This is a genomic window from Lentzea sp. JNUCC 0626, assembly GCF_043632865.1.
Lineage (GTDB): Bacteria > Actinomycetota > Actinomycetes > Mycobacteriales > Pseudonocardiaceae > Lentzea.
The window spans coordinates 288,825-305,075 of the sequence record NZ_CP171635.1 but is presented as its reverse complement, the minus strand read 5'-3'; the positions used below and the strand labels follow the sequence as shown (position 1 = coordinate 305,075).

General features: G+C 68.4%; 18 protein-coding genes. 8 read left to right on the top strand and 10 right to left on the bottom strand.

The features are described from left to right. Nucleotides 1–57: 57 nt before the first annotated feature. Together JNUCC0626_RS01470 and JNUCC0626_RS01465 are read left to right on the top strand one after the other, a co-directional pair. The gene (locus JNUCC0626_RS01470) at nucleotides 58–717 is read left to right on the top strand and encodes a nitroreductase family protein (RefSeq protein WP_394617793.1); all 660 of its coding nucleotides are present in this window, start codon (nucleotides 58–60) and stop codon (nucleotides 715–717) included. A 38-nt stretch (nucleotides 718–755) separates the two neighbouring features. Next, the gene (locus tag JNUCC0626_RS01465) at nucleotides 756–1,613 is read left to right on the top strand and encodes an AraC family transcriptional regulator (protein WP_394617792.1); all 858 of its coding nucleotides are present in this window, start codon (nucleotides 756–758) and stop codon (nucleotides 1,611–1,613) included. On the opposite strand, the gene JNUCC0626_RS01460 is transcribed toward JNUCC0626_RS01465, so the two are convergent. From JNUCC0626_RS01460 to JNUCC0626_RS01445, 4 genes are read right to left on the bottom strand one after another with little or no spacing between them, the layout of a single operon-like run. Next, nucleotides 1,591–2,766 carry a hypothetical protein gene (locus tag JNUCC0626_RS01460; RefSeq protein ID WP_394617791.1) on the bottom strand — a complete coding sequence of 392 codons (1,176 nt, stop codon included), beginning with the start codon at nucleotides 2,764–2,766 and terminating at the stop codon, nucleotides 1,591–1,593. The genes JNUCC0626_RS01465 and JNUCC0626_RS01460 overlap by 23 nt on opposite strands. 3 nt (nucleotides 2,767–2,769) lie before the next feature. After that, nucleotides 2,770–3,585 carry an SDR family NAD(P)-dependent oxidoreductase gene (locus tag JNUCC0626_RS01455; RefSeq protein ID WP_394617790.1) on the bottom strand — a complete coding sequence of 272 codons (816 nt, stop codon included), beginning with the start codon at nucleotides 3,583–3,585 and terminating at the stop codon, nucleotides 2,770–2,772. 28 nt (nucleotides 3,586–3,613) lie between these two features. Beyond that, on the bottom strand, nucleotides 3,614–5,551 hold the full coding sequence (locus JNUCC0626_RS01450) for an NB-ARC domain-containing protein (RefSeq protein WP_394617789.1): 1,938 nt from the start codon (nucleotides 5,549–5,551) through the stop codon (nucleotides 3,614–3,616). Nucleotides 5,552–5,561: 10 nt separating this feature from the next. After that, entirely contained in the window at nucleotides 5,562–7,217 is a 1,656-nt protein-coding gene (locus JNUCC0626_RS01445) for an AMP-binding protein (RefSeq protein WP_394617788.1), read from the bottom strand. A gap of 94 nt (nucleotides 7,218–7,311) precedes the next feature. Between JNUCC0626_RS01445 and JNUCC0626_RS01440 the strand changes: the two genes are divergently transcribed. Together JNUCC0626_RS01440 and JNUCC0626_RS01435 are read left to right on the top strand one after the other, a co-directional pair. Continuing rightward, nucleotides 7,312–8,073 carry a LuxR C-terminal-related transcriptional regulator gene (locus tag JNUCC0626_RS01440; RefSeq protein ID WP_394617787.1) on the top strand — a complete coding sequence of 254 codons (762 nt, stop codon included), beginning with the start codon at nucleotides 7,312–7,314 and terminating at the stop codon, nucleotides 8,071–8,073. Beyond that, complete coding sequence (locus tag JNUCC0626_RS01435; RefSeq protein ID WP_394617786.1) at nucleotides 8,074–8,496, top strand: nitroreductase family deazaflavin-dependent oxidoreductase; 423 nt, start codon at nucleotides 8,074–8,076, stop codon at nucleotides 8,494–8,496. On the opposite strand, the gene JNUCC0626_RS01430 is transcribed toward JNUCC0626_RS01435, so the two are convergent. Both JNUCC0626_RS01430 and JNUCC0626_RS01425 read right to left on the bottom strand, forming a co-directional pair. Continuing rightward, nucleotides 8,452–9,015, bottom strand: coding sequence for a hypothetical protein (locus JNUCC0626_RS01430; protein WP_394617785.1), 564 nt, complete (start codon nucleotides 9,013–9,015; stop codon nucleotides 8,452–8,454). The genes JNUCC0626_RS01435 and JNUCC0626_RS01430 overlap by 45 nt on opposite strands. Next, complete coding sequence (locus JNUCC0626_RS01425) at nucleotides 9,012–9,575, bottom strand: TetR/AcrR family transcriptional regulator (protein WP_394617784.1); 564 nt, start codon at nucleotides 9,573–9,575, stop codon at nucleotides 9,012–9,014. Before JNUCC0626_RS01425 ends, JNUCC0626_RS01430 begins: the two co-directional genes overlap by 4 nt. Nucleotides 9,576–9,710: 135 nt before the next feature. On the opposite strand from JNUCC0626_RS01425, the gene JNUCC0626_RS01420 reads away from it, so the two are divergent. Together JNUCC0626_RS01420 and JNUCC0626_RS01415 are read left to right on the top strand one after the other, a co-directional pair. After that, nucleotides 9,711–11,150, top strand: coding sequence for a trypsin-like serine protease (locus tag JNUCC0626_RS01420; RefSeq protein WP_394617783.1), 1,440 nt, complete (start codon nucleotides 9,711–9,713; stop codon nucleotides 11,148–11,150). Nucleotides 11,151–11,647: 497 nt separating this feature from the next. Continuing rightward, nucleotides 11,648–12,874, top strand: a complete 1,227-nt coding sequence (locus JNUCC0626_RS01415) for a family 16 glycosylhydrolase (protein ID WP_394617782.1) — start codon at nucleotides 11,648–11,650, stop codon at nucleotides 12,872–12,874. A 104-nt stretch (nucleotides 12,875–12,978) separates the two neighbouring features. On the opposite strand, the gene JNUCC0626_RS01410 is transcribed toward JNUCC0626_RS01415, so the two are convergent. The 3 genes from JNUCC0626_RS01410 to JNUCC0626_RS01400 are packed head-to-tail and all read right to left on the bottom strand — an operon-like array spanning nucleotide 12,979 to nucleotide 14,864. After that, nucleotides 12,979–13,836, bottom strand: coding sequence for an ornithine cyclodeaminase family protein (locus tag JNUCC0626_RS01410; RefSeq protein WP_394617781.1), 858 nt, complete (start codon nucleotides 13,834–13,836; stop codon nucleotides 12,979–12,981). 25 nt (nucleotides 13,837–13,861) lie between these two features. After that, on the bottom strand, nucleotides 13,862–14,023 hold the full coding sequence (locus JNUCC0626_RS01405) for a DUF397 domain-containing protein (protein ID WP_394617780.1): 162 nt from the start codon (nucleotides 14,021–14,023) through the stop codon (nucleotides 13,862–13,864). A 10-nt stretch (nucleotides 14,024–14,033) separates the two neighbouring features. After that, entirely contained in the window at nucleotides 14,034–14,864 is an 831-nt protein-coding gene (locus tag JNUCC0626_RS01400; RefSeq protein WP_394617779.1) for a DUF5753 domain-containing protein, read from the bottom strand. 103 nt (nucleotides 14,865–14,967) lie between these two features. Between JNUCC0626_RS01400 and JNUCC0626_RS01395 the strand changes: the two genes are divergently transcribed. Beyond that, nucleotides 14,968–15,168 carry a zinc finger protein gene (locus tag JNUCC0626_RS01395; protein WP_394617778.1) on the top strand — a complete coding sequence of 67 codons (201 nt, stop codon included), beginning with the start codon at nucleotides 14,968–14,970 and terminating at the stop codon, nucleotides 15,166–15,168. Next, nucleotides 15,093–15,401 (top strand): hypothetical protein, encoded by a 309-nt coding sequence (locus tag JNUCC0626_RS01390; protein ID WP_394622288.1) that lies wholly within the window; start codon nucleotides 15,093–15,095, stop codon nucleotides 15,399–15,401. The genes JNUCC0626_RS01395 and JNUCC0626_RS01390 overlap by 76 nt, the downstream gene beginning before the upstream one ends. Here the strand turns inward: JNUCC0626_RS01390 and JNUCC0626_RS01385 are convergent. Next, nucleotides 15,385–16,233, bottom strand: a complete 849-nt coding sequence (locus JNUCC0626_RS01385) for a hypothetical protein (protein ID WP_394617777.1) — start codon at nucleotides 16,231–16,233, stop codon at nucleotides 15,385–15,387. The two genes, JNUCC0626_RS01390 and JNUCC0626_RS01385, sit on opposite strands and share 17 nt — an antisense overlap. Between the last annotated feature and the right edge of the window lie 18 nt (nucleotides 16,234–16,251).

The window sequence follows — 16,251 nt, the reverse complement described above, 5'->3', positions numbered from 1 at the left end:
ACTGCCACAAGAAACTTGAGCTGGCCAAAAGAGTCACTCAAAGCCATCGTTCGAACCATGGCCCGCGCACACCAGCACCCGTTCCTCCCGTTCACACCTCCCCGGCTGCCGATCGAGGAAGGGCTCCAACGCGGCCACCGCTTCCACGAGCTGCTCGACGCCCGCAGGTCCGTGCGCTGGTTCTCCCCGGACCCGGTGCCGACCGAGGCGATCGAGCTGGCCGTGAAAGCAGCTAACACCGCTCCAAGCGGCGCACACCAGCAACCGTGGCGGTTCGTCGCCACGCAAAACCCCGAGCTGAAGTCACGGATCCGTGCGGCGGCCGAAGAAGAGGAGCACCGCTTCTACCACGAGCGCGACCTGCCGGAGTGGCACGCGGCCCTGGCCCATCTGGAGACCGACGCGACCAAGGAGTTCCTGGAGATCGCGCCCTGGCTCGTGGTCGCGTTCGCGCAGAAGCAGCAGAACGGCCGGAAGACCTACTACACCAACGAAAGCGTCGGCATCGCGTGCGGGTTCTTCATCGCCGCGCTGCACTCGATGGGCCTCGCGACGCTGACCCACACGCCGAACCCGATGGCGTTCCTCACCGACATGCTCGGCCGCGACGGCGAACGCCCGTACATCCTCTTCCCGATCGGCTACCCGGCCGACGACTGCGAGGTCCCCGACCTGACCCGCAAACCGCTGCACGAAGCCCTCACGTTCGTCGACTGACTTGCCTGATCGTCCCATCAGCGGGGACCATCGAAGTCGTGGACGAACTACGCGCGCTGATCACCAAGCACGCCCGCCCGGACATGACCTCGATCATCGACGACGTCCTGGTGTCGCGGACGACGACGGGCGGCCCTCCGGCGCCGTCCATGTCCGGCACGATCCTGGCGTTCGTCGCCCAAGGCCGCAAACGCATCGCGTTAGGTGAGCGCACCTACGACTACCGCGCCGGCCAGTACCTGGTGGCGTCGGTCGACATGCCGATCACCGGCAACTACGTCGACATCAGCCCCGAGGAACCCGCGCTCGGCCTCGGCCTGGTCCTGCACCCGGACAGGGTCGCCGAGCTGCTGATGAGCAACGACCTGCCGAAGTCCGCCGGGGTGCCGGAGGGTCTCGCGGTCAGCACCGCCTCCCCCGAACTCGTCGACGCCGTCACCAGGCTCGCGCGGCTGCTGGACTCGCCGCGCGACGCCAGGGCGCTCGCCCCGCTGATCAAGCAGGAGATCCTGTGGCGGGTCATGACCGGCGAGCAGGGCGCGGTCGTGCGTGAACTCGGCGCGCAGGACAGCGGCCTCAGCCACATCTCCCGTGCCGTGCGGTGGATCCGGGAGAACTACGCCGAGTCGTTCAAGGTCGAGAACGTCGCGCGGATCGCGGGCATGAGCGAGTCGGCGTTCTACCGCAACTTCCAGGCCGTCACGGCGATGAGCCCGATCCAGTTCCAGAAGCAGATCCGGCTGCAGGAGGCCAGGTTGCTGCTCGCGACGAACCGGGACGTGACGAGCGTGAGCCACCGGGTCGGCTACGACAGCCCGTCGCAGTTCAGCCGCGAGTACCGGCGCCAGTTCGGTGCGCCGCCGTCGAAGGACCTCAGGCCTGCGCCCGTTCCCTGACGTCCAGGTACACCGCGCGGACCTCCAGGGTCCGTTCGACCTTCTCGAGCACGGGCGCGAAGAACTGACGCCGGTGCTCGGCGTCGCTCATCGAGGTCACCGAGAAGTACATGCTGCCGAACGCCGCGAACAACGTGGCGTTGCGCAGCATCGCCTGCGGCACGCCGAGCCACGACTCCTTCGCGGGCTCGCCGATCCACTGCTCGGCGATCTCGGGCGTCACCACGATCAGGCCGAGGACCACGAAGAACGTGAACAGCGCGAGCCCGATCACCGCCGCCTGCACCAGCTGCCGGATCGCGAGCATCACCAGCAGGTTGCGGTTCTGCCTGCCGTTCAACTTCCTGGGCGGCAACGGTTCGGTGATCTCGACGTGCGCCAGCGGGGTGCCCTTGCACGCGACCGCGAGCACCTCCGGCCGCAGGTCCTGCTCGACGCGGCCGATCTCGTCGCGCAGCCGGGCCGCGGCCGCGAGCACGGTGATCGCGGCGAACAGCAGCACCACCAGGCTGACCCGCGGCCACGGCAGCTTGTCCATCGCCTGCCACAGCTCACCGGTGAAGAACAGGAACAACGTCACGAACAGCATCGGCGGCAACGCCCGCCCGAGCAGGTGCACGCTGTTGCGCAGGTCCGCGATCACGTGCCGGATCGCCCCGCGCAGCAACGACCCCAGCCCGTACGTCGTGGCGAGCATCGTCCCCAGGAACACCAGCCCGAAGAACACGACGAACCACACCAGGGCGATCCACTCGTTCTCGATCTCCACCGCGCCCGGCGCCGTGATCTCGTCGTCGACGACGATCTGCAACAACGGCACGATGATCGGCATCGCCGCGTAGGCCACGAGCACCAGCACGGTCGCCCGCCGGGAGAACTCCGGCAGCCGCCGCACGAACACCGACAGCAGGACCCACGCCGCCACCATCACCGCGACGATCACGCCGAGCAGCACCCACCGCGGCAGCCCGGCCGACCGCAGCAGCACAAGCCACGCGAAGCTGCCGACCGCCACGAACGTCAACGCGGGCAGCATCCGCGGCAGCACGTGCGACCGGAAGCCGTAGCCCTCGATCATCGTCGGCGCGCCCTGCCGGACGAACCACTGCTCGGTTCGCCGCACCACCGCCGAGGAGACCATGCGGTGGATCATGCCTCACCGTTGGTACAGGCGCGCCATGACGTTGAAGTACGACGTGGGGGCGATGCGGGACAGCAGGTCGAACAGGTACGCGTCCGGCCCGACCAGGACACGCGCCTTGCCCCGTTCGACACCGCGGTGGATGATCTCCGCCGCCTTGTCCGGGGTGGTCAGGGCGATCCGGTCGAAGTCGGCCTCGATCTGGTCCCGCGACCGCCCGTGCTCGTCGAGTTCGGCGTGGATGCGGCCGTTGCGGATGATGTTGGTCTTGATGCCGCCGGGGTGCACCGTGACGGCGGAGACGCCGGTGCCGCGCAGTTCCTGGCGCAGCGAGTCGGTGAAGCCGCGGACGGCGAACTTCGCGGCGCAGTACGCGCTCTGCTTCGGCATGCCGAGAAGACCGAAGCAGCTGGAGGTGTTCACCACAACGCCGTAGTTCTGCTTCACGAGCTGCGGGAGGAACGCCCGCGTGCCGTTCACGACACCCCAGTAGTTGATGTCGAACAGCCAGGAGTCGTCCTCTGCCACGGAGTTCAGCACGGTCGTGGAGGTGGCGACACCCGCGTTGTTGAACACGGCCGCGAGCGGCAGGTCGAGCCAGTCCTGCACCTCCTTGGCGAACCGGTGCACGTCGTCGGCGTCGCGCACGTCGAGAATCCGGCTCAGCACCGGGCCTTTCAGCGACGCGGCGGTCTTCTCCAGGCCGATCTCGTCCACGTCGGCGATGACCACCGGCGAGCCGTGCCGGGAGAGCCGCTGGGCGAGACTGCGGCCGATGCCCGAGGCGGCCCCGGTGATCACCGCCGGACGACCTGAGATCTTGCGGACCATGCGTGTGCTCCCTGCTCCGGTGAGCACCTCACGTTTCCAGTGATCGGCCCGCCACGCCAGTGTCGATCAGCTTGGCTTGGACGCTCTCCAGGTCGGGGTGGCCGAGTTCGCCGAGCAGCGATTCGGCCCGTGACCACGCTTTCCGCGCACCCTCGTGATCACCGGCGGCCGCGAGCGCGTCGCCGAGGTCGTTGGCGCACTGGGCCTCGCCGTACCGCTCCCCCAGGCCCGCGAGCTGGTCGGCCGCGAGCGACAGCACCACCGCGGCCCTGTCGTGTTCGCCCTGCTTGTGGTGCACGTGGCCGAGTGTGCGCAACGCGTACGCCTCGCCGTCGAGGTCGCCGAGCACGCGCAACCGGTGCAGCGCCTCGGTCGAGTGGTCGACGGCCGCGTCGAGGTCGCCGACCATCGCGTTGAGCCAGCCGAGCGCGCCCTGGATGAGCGCGATCCACGACGGCGTGCGGTTGGTGATGAACTGCTCCAACGCCTTCCGCGCGTGTTTCAACGCCGTGCCGTAGTCCTCCACCATCGCGTGCGACCAGGCGATGGAGAAGTGCGTGACGCCGACGTGCACCGCGTCGCCCTCGTGCAACGCCAACGCCCGGTGCAGGTCCGCCTGCGCACCGGCGTGGTCGCCGAGCATCGCCTTGCCCCGCCCCAGCAGGTGCAGCGTGACGGCCTCGGCGGTGCGATCGCCGAGCCGTCGCGCTGCGGCCAGCGCCAGGTGCTGGGTGGCGGCGCGGTCGTCCCAGCGGCCGCTGCGGTACAGGAACGTCGACATCGTCCACGGCAACTGCCAGGCGTGGACGTCGAAGCCTTCCCGCACGGCCAGATCGGTGGCGGCGAGCAGCACCGGCAGTTCGGCGTCCAGCCACGCCAGGGCGTCCTCGTAGCCGTCGAAGCTCTTCGTGGTGTCGACGTCAATCGACGGCCAGTGCGGTGCGAGGCACCGTTCCGCCGCGAACGCCGTGTGCAGGTAGTGGTCGAGCATCCGTTGCAGCGCAGCGCCTTCGCCGGTGGCGAGGCCGGCGGCGAACGCCCTGATCAGGTCGTGCAACCGGAACCGGCCGGGCACGTGCTCCTCGACCAGGTGCGCCTTCGTCAGCTCCGCCAGCGGGCCGCGCGCGTCGCCGTCCAGCAACGCCCCGGCGGCGTGCACGTCGATGTCCGGTCCACAGTGGACACCCAGCAGCCGGAACAACCTCGCCGCGTCCTCCGGCAACGCCTGATACGAGCCCGAAAAGACCGATTCGAGGTGATCGTGCCGCAGCTCGTCCGCGAGTGCCCGCAACGGGAACGTCGGGTTCGCCAACGCCCGCGCGGCCACCACCGCGAGCGTCAACGGCATCCCGCCCGACCGCCGCACCAGTTCCTCGACGGCCCCGGTGTCGCCGAGCCGTTCGGCGCCGAGCCGTTGGGCCAGCAGCGCCATGGCTTCGTCCTCCGCCAGCACCGGCACGCCGATCGGCTGGGCCTGGTCGAACGCCACCAGTCCCGGCATCCGGTCGCGGCTGGTCACGATCACCAGGCTGTCCGCGCCGCCGGGCAGCAACGGCCGCACCTGGTCCTCGTCGCGCGCGTTGTCGAGCAGCACGAGCATTCGGCGATCCGCAGTCAGCCCGCGGAACAACGCCCCGCGCGCCTCGGCGTCGTCCGGAATCCGTTCCGGCGCAACGCCCAGCGCGTCCAGGAACCCTCGCAGCACCACGGTCGGCGCCACCGGCGAAGCGGCGGGGTCGAACCCGCGCAGGTTCACGTAGAGGTGGCCGCCGGCGAAGCTCGACGCGTTGTCGCAGGCCCAGCGCACGGCGAGCGAGGTCTTGCCGAACCCGCCCGGCCCGCCGACCACGACGATCCCGCACTCGTTGGCGTCCAGCGCCTTGAGCTCGTCCAACCTCCCCACGAACACCGGCGGCCGGGCGGGCAACTGGCGCGGCACAAGGGTTTCGTCCCCGGTTCTCCCCACCCGACCGATGTTAGGACCGAAGTTCGGGGAACTGGTCGTCGCGCCACTCCCCGCTACTTTCGATGCCCTTCTCCTCGCGCTCCCGCAGGTCGACCCGCCGGATCTTGCCCGACACCGTCTTCGGCAGTTCGAAGAACTCCAACCGGCGAATCCGCTGGAACGGAGCCAGGTTCTCCCGCGCGTGCCGCAGGATCTGCAACGCCGTCTCCCGGTTCGGCTCCCACCCCACGCTCAACGCCACATAGGCCTTGGGCACCGCCAGCCTCAGGGCGTCCGGCGCCGGCACGACCGCCGCCTCCGTCACGGCCGGGTGCTCGATCAGCACGCTCTCCAGCTCGAACGGCGAGATCTTGTAGTCCGACGCCTTGAACACGTCGTCCGTGCGCCCGACGTAGAAGAGGTAGCCGTCCTCGTCCCGGCTCGCGATGTCGCCCGTGTGGTAGTAACCACCGGCCATCGCCTCGGCGTTGCGCTCGGGATCGCCGTGGTAGCCGACCATGAGCGACATCGGCCGTTGCGCCAGGTCGACGCAGATCTCGCCTTCCTCGGCCTGCTCGCCGGTGATCGGGTCCACCAGCACCACCGGCACGCCCCGCAGCGGCGTGCCCATCGAGCCGAGCTTCACCGGCGCACCCGGCACGTTGCCGACCGACAGCGTGGTCTCGGTCTGCCCGAACCCGTCGCGGATCGTGAGTCCCCACTGCTGCTGGACCTGCTCGATCACCTCGGGGTTCAGCGGTTCGCCGGCGGCCACGACCTCGCGCAACGAGCCGGGCCCGCCGCTCAGGTCGGCCTTGATCAGCATCCGCCACACCGTCGGCGGCGCGCAGAACGTCGTGACGCCCTTGCCCCGGATCTGGCCCAGCAACGCGGCCGCGTCGAACCGCGCGTAGTTGTAGACGAAGATCGTCGCCTCAGCGATCCACGGCGCGAAGAAGCAGCTCCAGGCGTGCTTGGCCCAGCCGGGCGAGCTGATGTTGAGGTGCACGTCGCTGGGCTTGACGCCGATCCAGTGCATGGTCGTGAGGTGCCCGACCGGGTACGACACCTGCGTGTGCTCGACGAGCTTCGGGCGGCTGGTCGTGCCGGAGGTGAAGTACAGCAGCAGCCGGTCGTCGGCGCGGGTCTTGGGGTGCGGCAACGGGTTGTCCGGCGCCTCGGCCGACTCCGCGTAGTCGAGCCAGCCCGGTGTCTGCCCGCCGACGGAGATCAGGACGGGTCCGTCCTCGAACTTGTCCGCGTCCTCGACGCGCGCGATGACGTGCCGGACGGCGCCCCGGTGCAGCCGGTCAGCGAGGTCGGCGGGGCCCAGGGCGGTGGTCGTCGGCATGATCACCGCGCCGAGCTTCATCACCGCGAGCATCGACTCCCACAGCTCGGCCTGGTTGCCGAGCATGATCATCACGCTGTCGCCCTTGCCCACGCCGTGCCAGGCGAGCCACCGCGCGACGCTGTTCGACCGGCGGCGCAGCGCGTCGAACGAGTAGGAGCGCTCGGAGCCGTCCTCCTCGACGATGTGCAACGCCGTGGTGTCGTTGCCCTCGGCGATGAAGTCGAACCAGTCGTGCGCCCAGTTGAAGCTGCCCTCGAAGCTCGGCCAGCTGAACGCGTCCGGGTCCGTGAGCATGAGGTCGCGGGCCGCGCGGTAGGTGTCGTGACTGGACATGTCCGTGAGGGTGCGAGCGTCCGCGCCCCCGGTATACCCCCGATCGGGGGTGCACCCCTTTTCGAGGGTGCTGTCGTCGGCGAAACTGCTGAACGTGCTGCCAGACCGCTTCCAGGCACTGCTGCCGCAGCGCCTGGACATGCTCCGCCGTGCCACCGGGCTGCCCGTCGTGTTCGGCGGTGCGCTGACGTCTGGCCGTGAGCTGTTGCTCAGCAGCTTCCAGGGCACGCACGGCACGTCGTTGCACGGCCTGCGCGTCGGCACGGGCCGCGGCCTCGGCGGCACCGCCATCGCGATGGGCACGGCGGTGCGCGTCAACGACTACGCCTCGACCCGCGCGATCACCCACGAGTTCGACCAGATGGTGGTCGTGAACGAACGCCTCACGTCGGTGTTCGCCTACCCGGTGACGGTCCGCGGGACCGTCACCGGTGTCCTCTACGGCGCCGTCCGCGGGCAGACCACCGTGGGCGATCGGGCAATCAGGATGGCCGGCGCCATCGCGCAGGGATTCGCACAGGACCTGGACATGCCTTCCATTCACACGCAGGCGGCACTGCGCGAGCTGGCCGAAGTGGCCAAGCTCGTCGGCGATCCCGTGCTGCGCGAACGACTTCGCAAGGTCCACCAGAACCTCGGCGGCGAGCCACCGGTGAGCGTTCCCTCCGGACTGACGCCGCGCGAACTCGATACGCTGCGGCTGGCCGCGGTGGGTGCGTCCAACCGCGAGATCGCCGCAGAGCTCGGGTTGAGCACCGAAACCGTCAAGGCCTACCTCCGGGGTGCGATGCGCAAGCTGGGGGTGCACAACAGAACCGCCGCCGTCCACGCGGCGAGGTCGACGGGAGCGCTCTGAATGTCGTTGATGGAGAAGGCCGTGATCGGGACCGATCGCCTGCTCTACAAGTTGACCAGCGGCAAGTTCACGATCCTCACCATGTCCAAGCAGACCGGTCTGACGCTGATCACCGTCGGTGCGAAGAGCGGTGAGAAGCGCGAGAACCAGGTCCAGTACGTGGCCGACGGCGACGCGATGCTCGTCGTGGGGTCCAACTGGGGCAAGCCGCACCACCCGGCGTGGACGGCGAACCTGCTGAAGAACCCGGACTTCCAGGTCAACGTCCGCGGCGAGGTGCGCGACGTGCACGCGACGTTGCTCGAAGGCGCCGACCGGGAGGCCGCCTGGACGACGATGGTGGCGGCCTACCCGGCGTTCCAGGACTACGTGGCGAAGTCAGGCGGCCGCGAACTGCGGGTCTTCCGCCTCACGGCGCGCTGAGTCCCACGCCAGCCACACGCAGCCCGCGATCATGAGGACGCCGTGCGCGATCCTCACCGCGGGCGGTGTGAAGAACTGCGGCAGGAACAACGCGAATCCCGCCGCGAACACGATCGCCGCCGTGGTCCTGAGCTTCGCCGCGACCATGATCGCCGCGACTCCCATGGTGACCAGGCCGACGCCGAAAGTCGTGACGGCGAACGGGTTGTAGCGCACCGCCTCGGCGAGTTCGAGGACGTTCGGCTGCTGCGCGATGGCGTGCAGGCCGAAGTCCTCGGCACCGTAGTACGGCAACGTGAGCCCGGCGCCGACCCAGAACGTGATCGCGGCCGTGCGGTGGATCTCCAGCAACGCGATCGGCACCAGGATGAACCCGATCATCGCGAACAAATGCGACAGAACCCAGGCGGTGGACCCCATCGAGGCCGCCGCCCCGGCCGCCGTCGTCTCGTCGTGCCACGGTCTTGACGCGGGGTAGAGCAGGAACAGCACGCCCGCGGCGGTCAGCGTCCACTTCACGATTGCCCCCTGAGATCGTCGAGATACATCCGGACGAGCTGGTCGTACGTGTCGTCGAGTCCTTCCGGCAGCCCGAAACCGCCGCTGGACTCGATCGACGCGAAGCCGTGCACGATCACCCGCAACCGTCGCGTGGCGTGGATGGCTTGGGGCCCCTCCAAGCCGTAGCTCCGCAGCGCAGCGAGCATGACCTCCATCAACTTCACGCCCGCTGCCCGCTGCAGTTCGTCGTGCAGCGGATCCATGGGCATTGCGGCGTAACGCTTCGGGTGCTCCCGGACGTACGCGCGATACGCGTGCATGAGCGCCGCCACGGCGTCGTCGCCCGCACGGCCGATGACCGTGCTCATGAACCGTTCGGTCATCTCCTCCAGCACCCGAACGCCGAGCAGCCCCCGCAACTCACCGAGGCTCGCGACGTGCTTGTACAGCGAGGGCGTGGCAACCCCGGTCTTCGTCGCGACAGCCGCCAGCGTCAGCGCCTCGACGCCGTGCTCGTCGACCAGTTCCAGCGCGACGTCCACGACCCTGGCGGTGCTGAGACGCTGACGAACGTTCATAGCTAAAAAGCTAATGACCTTAGCCGTGCAACGTCAAGTGTGGAGAGTGCGTAGAGATCTTGCGAAGACGCGCCGAACGGGCCCGGTTCGCGGATATGAAGGACCAAGTCATTCGCATCGGCAAGGAGAATTCCATTGCGAGTAGCCAAGATCCTGGGGGCGGTGACCGCGAGCCTGCTGTTCGCGTCGACCGTCACGGCTGCACCGGCCACGGCCGGCCCGACGATCACGATCGACGCGGACTCGGTCCGCGAGTCGATCGACTACCTGAAAGCGCAGTACAAGGTCAGTGAGCGCGAGGCGTTACGGAGACTCCAACTCCAGAAGGACGCCACCGCACTAGCAGCGACCCTGAAGAAGGACGCCCCCGCCGAGTACGGCGGCATGTGGCTCGACCAGGAGGCAGGCGGCAAGCTCGTCGTCGCCATGACGAGGCCCGCCGCCGCGCAACGCCAGATCGCCGCCCTCCCCGACCGCGCGAACGTCAACGTCCGCACGGTGAAGAACTCCCTGGCCACCCTGCAAGCAACCCACGACCGCATTGCCCAGCAGGTGGGCGCGGGCGCGGAGTCGGTCTACCTCCCGGCCGTCAGCCAGACCGAGAACCGCGTGGTCGTCTGGGAACGCGCCTGGCTCAAGCAGCCCGGCGCCCCCGCACAAGCCCAGGAGCTGAGCGCGCTCAACGCCGACCCGACCGTGGTCTCGGCCCGCACGCTCAAGCAGCCCACCCCTTACTCGTCGGTCGACCCGATCGACTGGGGCTTCTGCCACCCGCTCTACTGCACCAACTACGGCCCCATGCGAGGCGGCCTGCGCCTGGACATCAGGCGTGACAACCAAACCACCGGCGGCTGCACCGCCGCCTTCAACCTGCGCACGACGGGCGGCCTCTATCCCGGCGTCCCGTGGGTCCTCACCGCGGGCCACTGCGTGGTCGGCAAGCAGAACCTCGTGCCGACCGAACACAACCACCAGGTGATCCTCGACCAGCACGGCATCGAGAAGAACGCCTACCCCTACGACTACGCCGCGGTCCGCTACGTCGACCAGGCGACCGCGAACCAGTGGCTGGAGAACCAGACCAACCGCAACACGGTCCTCAAGTACTGCCGCAACGGCGGCCTGGACAGCAACGGCGACACCCCGTGCGGCCCGCAGGCGACCTCCCAGAACCAGGAGATCACCTCAGTCACGCCGCTGGAGGAGATCCTCCCCAACGCGATCGTCTGCGGCAGCGGCTCCGGCTCCAGCACGGTGAACTACCCGGACTCCTACGACAGCGGCGCGGGCGCGGGCTACCTCGTCGGCACCAGGTGCGGCCGCGTCCTGTCCATCGATGTCGGCATCAACACCGACATCTGCGCCCGCAACGGCGACAGCGGCAGCCCGCTGTTCAGCCAGGTCACCAAGGCAGGACTCGGCATCCTCAACGGCAGCCAGCAGTCGCGCAGCGGCGCCTGCCAGCTGGGCGAGCTCAACAACTACTCGCCGCTCTCGACGATCCTCGAGGACCTCAGCGCGCGCCAGGCGAGCGGCGGCTCGGTCTTCAACGTGATCACGACGCCGAACGGCTGACCCACGAACCCGGCCGGGCGGTCCGTGCGAACGGGCCGCCCGGCCGGATGGGGTCGCAGAGGGCCAGGCGGCAGAGCACCAGGCAGCCGAAGGCGAAGCCGAGCCTTCTGTCTTGGCTGTACCGGCCAGCCTGTGTGGTGACGTGCGCCTTTTCAGCCCGGCCGTTCCGGTCCGACCAGCGCCTCGCAAGGGCCCCGAAGTCAAGCCCCAATCCCTGTCGTCGCGAAGCGGCGATGCAGGGACCACGCTCGTCACGACCCACGCAACCACCGGCCAAAGGCGACCCGACCGCAGCGGCCGCCCACCCCGCCAGAAACCGGAACCAGCCGACACAAGCCGACCCGAACGGCCCCAAACCGCAGGCAGCGAGCTTGATCCCTTGAGAGCGCTCTCATCTGCCAATAATCTGAAAACCTTTACACGTTGACCCAGAGTCACGACATGACAACACTTCCGAACCACTGGGCGCTCAACTAACACCCGGAAAGGTCGGTTCGATGCATCGACGCATCGGGACGGCCCTTGCCGCTGCCTTGATGGTGGCCGCAGGGATCACCGTCGCCACCACCAGCCAAGCTCCCCCTGCCAACGCGGCGGTGACCTGGGCCGACGAGTTCAACGCTCCCGCCGGCTCCGGTGTCGACGGCAGCAAGTGGAACATGGAAGTGGGCAACAACAACGGCAACAACAGGGAACACCAGTGGTACCAGTCGGGTACCTCCAACGCGGCGCACGACGGCCAGGGCAACCTGGTCATCACCGCCAAGAAGGAGAACCCCGGCAACTACAACTGCTGGTACGGCAGGTGTCAGTACACGTCCGCGCGCATCAACACCGCGAACAAGTTCACCCAGACCTACGGCCGGTTCGAAGCGCGCATGAAGATGCCGCGCGGCAAGGGAATCTGGCCCGCGTTCTGGATGCTCGGCGCTGACATCAACACCGGCAACCCGTGGCCCGGTTCGGGCGAGATCGACATCATGGAGTTCCTGGGACACCAGACGAACACCGTGTACGGCACGATCCACGGCCCCGGTTACTCCGGTGCGGGCGGCAAGTCCCACGCCTACAACGGCCCGAACTTCTCCGATGGTTTCCACAACTTCGCGGTTGACTGGAAGCCGGGCGAGATCACGTGGTCGGTGGACGGCAACGTCTACGCCCGCAACACGCCGACCGACGTCAACGGCAACCCGTGGGTGTTCAACAAGCCCTTCTTCATCATCATCAACCTCGCGGTCGGTGGTGAGTGGCCGGGCTACCCGGACGCCAGCACGACGTTCCCGCAGCAGCTCGTGATCGACTGGGTCCGCGCCTCGTCCGCCGACTCCCCGCCTCCCGGCGGTGGTGGTTCGGAGATCCGCGGCATCGCAGGCAAGTGCCTCGACGTGCCCTGGGCCAACACGGCCAACGGCACGCCCATCCAGATCGTCGGCTGCAACGGCAACGCCGCCCAGAAGTGGAGCCGTCCCGGTGACGGCACGATCCGCGCGCTGGGCAAGTGCCTCGACGTCAACGGCGGCGGGACCGCCAACGGCACGGTCGTCCAGCTCTGGGACTGCAACGGAAGCCCAGCCCAGCAATGGGCGGTCTCCGGAGCGAACGACATCGTGAACCCGCAGGCCAACAAGTGCCTCGACGCCATCGGTGGGTCCTCCGCCGACGGCACGAGAACGCACATCTGGGAATGCCTCGGCGTGGCCAGCCAGAAGTGGCAGGTCTGACGAGCTCTTCCTGACGGGTTGCGCATGGCCTGACAGGAAGAAATCAAGGGCGCTGGACGTGAACCCCCGCGGCGGATGGGTTCACGTCCAGCGCTTCTCTTCGTCTAGGCCAACAGTCGCGCCACAGCCCAGTCCTGGACCGCGACGCCGACCGACTTGAACACCGTGCGCCCCTCCCGCAACGGCGGATTCCCCAGTGCCGCACCGAGTTCGACGAGCGACTCCAGCCGCAGCACACCCGACTGCACCGCCCGGATGATCTCCCCGGCCTCGCTCAGCGCCGCCTCGACCTGGTCCACCACCACGACTCCGGCGGTCGCGAGCAACTCCTCGGGCAGCTCCCGCATCACCGGCCGGTACGACCCGATCGCGTTGACGTGCACGCGTTCCTTCAGGTCGTCGCACCCGAACAACGGCACGGTCGACGCCGTCGCGCAGCACACCACGTCCGCGTCCCGCACCGCTTCGGCCGGGGTGGCCGCCACGTCCATCACGGTGTCCGGCAGCTCGTCCTTGAGGCTCTCCAGCAACGCCTCGGCCTTCTCGGCGTTCCGGTTGAACACGACGAGCTTCTTCAACGGCCGCACCGCGTGCACGGCCCGCACCTGATCGGCCGCCTGCGCCCCCGCACCCAGCAACGCGAGGTGCGACGCGTCCTCGTCGGCCAGCAGATCCGTCGCCACGCCGACCACAGCGCCGGTCCGCAACGTCGTGAGCGGCACCGCGTCCGTCACGAACTGCCCGTCCGGATGCGAGTAAACGACTGTGCCGGTGATGACCGGATCGCGTTCGATCTCGATGCTGACCACCTTGACCGCCGTCGACCGCGTCGGCCGGTGGTGCACCGCCATGACGAGCGACCGGCTGTCCGCGAACGCCTGCCGCGGCGGCAGGTCGAACTCCTCCGCGGCCAGCCCGGCGAACGCTTCTCTGACGGCTTCGATCGCGGCGGGCATCGTCATGCCCCGGATCGTATCGACCGGGGCGTCAGCCCGAACGCTTGACGGTGGTGAGGAACGAGGACCAGGCGGCCGCCCCCACCTCGACGTGGACGGCGGTCGCCTTGCTGTCCCTGATCCCGATGCCGGTGGCGATCTCCACGCACTCACTCGCGTTAGCGCTGTAGCTGCTCTTGCGCCACTCGGCCATCAAGGTCTCCTCACCCGACGATGTCTTTGATCAGCCTCCTGGATTGTTCCGCGTCCAACGCCGTCCGACCGAGTGATTCGGCCACCTTGTCGTAGCTCTTGATGGCCGACGCGGCCTCGATGATCAGGGTGGCGTTCTCGCTCTCCACGAAGACGACCGGCTCGATCTTGTCGAACTTCAGCAGGTTGAAGCCACCGGCGTGGCCCGCGTGGGCCCCGATCGACGTCGGCACCACCCTGACGACCACGTGCGCCCGCTCCGACACCTTGGCCAGGTGCCGCAACTGCGCGCGCATGACCTCCTCCCCACCGACCGGCGTCCTGAGCACGGACTCGTGGATGTAGAAGGTCGCCGTCATGCGCGACTGGAGCGCCTCCTTCCGCGCCACTCGAGCGGCGACGCGCGCTTCCACCTCTGCCGCGGGCACGTTCGCGTTCGCCGCGATCACGGCACGCGCGTAGTCGGGTATCTGCAACATGCCGTGCACCAGCAACGGCAACCAACTCACCAGCGTCTTGGCCTTGGCCTCGTGTTCGACCAGCGTCCTCGGCGTGATCGGCTCGACCGCGCCGTGCTCCTGCAGCCACCCCCTGACCCCCGTGGCGTTGAAGAGCTTGTGCAGGTGCACCCGCTCGGCCGACGGCGTCCGGCAGGCCCCGAGCAACAGGGCGAGCTCGAGCTCGGTGATGCCTCCTTTGCCGTTGGCGGCGTCCGAGACCTTGGCCTCGTTCCAATCCACGATCTCAGCGATGGCACGCGCGGTCATTCCCGTGGCGGAGATGGCAGCACGCAGCCCGTCACCGAACTCACGACCCCGCGCAGTGGAGTATCTCTTTGGCATGACGAGGACCGTAGACCCATTCCAGGACGCCCCATAACATTTGAAGCCAACATAACCCAAAAGGGCGTTCGCTTGGAAGACCTCCAAGATTAACAATAAGACCGTGAGATTTCGATGGACGCCTCAAGAAGGGCGACGGCACGCCATCCCGAGCGAGCTACCAGACACAACGCTGTGCGGCACCCCTTATGTACCGGAGCAGCGAAGCCTATGGCAAGAAAAGAACGTATGGCCGACGTGCTGGGACTGCGACGGCATCTGGCGCGAGACCGAGGGGATCCTGCCGTGGCCGCGGAAATCCTGACCGAGGACCTCCTGAGGACAAGTCTTCAACGCCTTTCGCGTGAGGTGGTGAAGACTTATCCACAGTTCGGAGAACTCCTCGCGCAAAACATGCTGCGCACCTGTGGCCTTATACCCGATCCGGAGCGAGCCGCGCACTACCGCGAACTCGGCACGCTGCTCATCGACCTCGGCCGGCTCTACCACGCGGAAGCGGACGAACTTTCGACGATCGAGGTCACGCCTGAGACATGACGACGGCGCGGCCGCTGGTGTCGAACTCGTGCGCCAACGTCGTGAGCGGACGGCCGCCAGCCGCCCACGCGGCCGTCCACGTCAGGCATTCGGCGGCACCGTTCCCGCCTCGCTCCACCAGGTCGACCCCGATCGAGTCGAGCCAGTCCCAGGACGTGCCGCCGATGCCGTCGAGGAACTCCTCGTCCCACTTGCGCACCAACGCGCGCACGGTGCCTTCGCGGCGTGCGCGTTCGTTGACGTCCTTGATCCAGGCTTGGCGCTCCTCCTCCGAGAGCACCACGCCGGTTTCGGGCTCGCGGAAGCCCGGCAGGTCGTGGGCCAGGCCGCCGGAACCGACGTAGAGCACGCGCTGGTCTGCGAAGAACTCGCCCACCTGACGGCCCAGCGCCGCCGCCCGGCGGAACGTCGCGTGGGGCGGGGAGGCGCAGTTGACGAAGATCGGCAGCACCGGCTTGGCCGAGATCGTGCCGAGGAGGTCGCGGGCCGTGTGGCCGAAGGCGTGGTCCAGGGCTGCCTCGTAGGCCGTGGCGACGTCGAACTCGTGCGCCACCAGATCAGCTACCAACGAGCGGCCCGAAGAAGAAGGCACGTCGTACGAGCCGACAGGCCCGGCCACATCGCCTTGGGCGGTGGCGGACAGCACCACGGCGAAGGTCGGCACGACCGTGCGGAACGCACGGCGGTGGTCGGTGCCGAAGAAGACGACCAGGTCCGGGTCGAACGCGGTCACGGCGTCGCGGGCCGTGGCGATGGCCGAACGAACCGGGCCGTGCGGTGCGCTCGGCAGGGTGATCAGGTGCGAGGCGCAGACCGTTAGGCGGTTCTTCACCGGGCCAGTCTAGGTTCC